This window comes from Stenotrophomonas geniculata ATCC 19374 = JCM 13324, from assembly GCF_001431625.1.
In the GTDB taxonomy this organism is placed as follows: Bacteria; Pseudomonadota; Gammaproteobacteria; order Xanthomonadales; family Xanthomonadaceae; genus Stenotrophomonas; species Stenotrophomonas geniculata.
This window is the reverse complement of the sequence record NZ_LLXT01000067.1, coordinates 1-1,421: the sequence shown is the minus strand read 5'-3', so window position 1 is coordinate 1,421 and position 1,421 is coordinate 1. Positions and strand designations below refer to the sequence as shown.

Sequence of the window (1,421 nt, the reverse complement as noted above, 5' to 3'; positions counted from 1 at the left end):
CATGCGGCTGACACCCCCGCGACCCCATCCCGCCCCACCTCTGACAGTTGTCCGGTGACGGATCGAAGAGCGTTGGGTTGTCGGGACGGAATTTGAAAGAGGGACGCGGCTTCGCCGCGTCCCTTTTGTCGTTTCTGGCTCCCATCCTCATTTCATGCCGCACACCGGGACAAGGCAGGCCGGAGGGACCGTTTCTGAAAACGGGCCAACGTCGGTATTGCCTGATACGTTCGACCATCAACAAGTCCGGCAGATGACGTATTCGCGCCGCAGATTCGAAGGCCAAACTGCAGATCAGAAATGAGTAAACTAATTGACTACATCGTCAACGAGCATGGACACCCAAAGCTGTGTCGCTCGCTCACCCGCGACGAGTGGAATTCACTTCCAACATCCCTTCCTGATCAACTCCGCGAACTCTTCGCTAAGCTAGGCTTTTTCTTCACACTGCAAGGCCAGCTCCAGATATGCCACCCCAGGAGTTTCGAAGGCATTCTGGATGCAGTGTTCGACCGCGACGAGCAATTCAACAGTACGAATTGCCATGCGTTTTGCCATAGTGCGTTCGGCAATATTTTCTTCTATCACGAAGTCTTCGGCATCGGAGAGATAGAACTTATGCATGGCTCAGTGATGTGTGAGACATCTGCACGAGATACAGATGCCGGAATGCATCTTGAACATGCCATCGAGATCCCATTTATGCTCGACGCAGAGGATATCGATGCTTACGACAAAGATGACAGACGGCTATTCTCCAGAGCACGGAAGAAGCTTGGGCCCTTAGAGATCGGTGAATGCTATGGATTCCAGCCACTGCTTTCACTGGGTGGGGAGAACACCATCGAGAATCTGAAGAAGGTCGAGGCCATTGAGCATTTAGGGATCCTGTGCCAGACACAGGACTTCTCCTTATACGAGTATTCATCGTATGGAACCCGGGCGCTTGTCAGATCATTCAGTTGAAATCACACGGCGATCTTCAGATCGACAACTACAGATCTCCTCCGGGTCTTGATACTTCCAGGTAGTTTCTGCGACCTGTGTCTGATCCTGTAGCCCTAAGCCTACGCCGGGCTGCTTTTCGCAATGGCAAAAGCAGCCGAGCGTGGGCTCGGCTCTACACGAGCAAGCGCAGCGTGCGACCCGCTTTTGCCTTTGATTTTCCTCTTCCATTCCGTGGCGGGCCGCGCAGGAAATTGTCAGGGGCCGGTCGGGGTGGGCTGCGCGGGGGTGTTCGCCGCATGGAGGCGGCGGGCCAGCTTACCAGGGACGTACTTGCAGCGTCCCCCGCGCAGGCCACCCCCCCCGCCAAACCCGGCTTTTGCTTTCAGCGACCAAACCAGACCCGACACGAGGGGCTCCGCCCTTTGCCGGCACCCCCCGACAAACCACCCCACGGGGCCAATCCCAACCAACGG

The 1,421-nt window shown here is 56.1% G+C and carries 1 protein-coding gene; it reads left to right on the top strand.

The genetic code is table 11. From position 1 onward, the window contains the following. The first annotated feature begins 300 nt into the window (after positions 1 to 300). Positions 301 to 966, top strand: coding sequence for a T6SS immunity protein Tdi1 domain-containing protein (locus tag ARC63_RS03510; protein WP_057502521.1), 666 nt, complete (start codon positions 301 to 303; stop codon positions 964 to 966). The last annotated feature ends 455 nt before the right edge of the window (positions 967 to 1,421 follow it).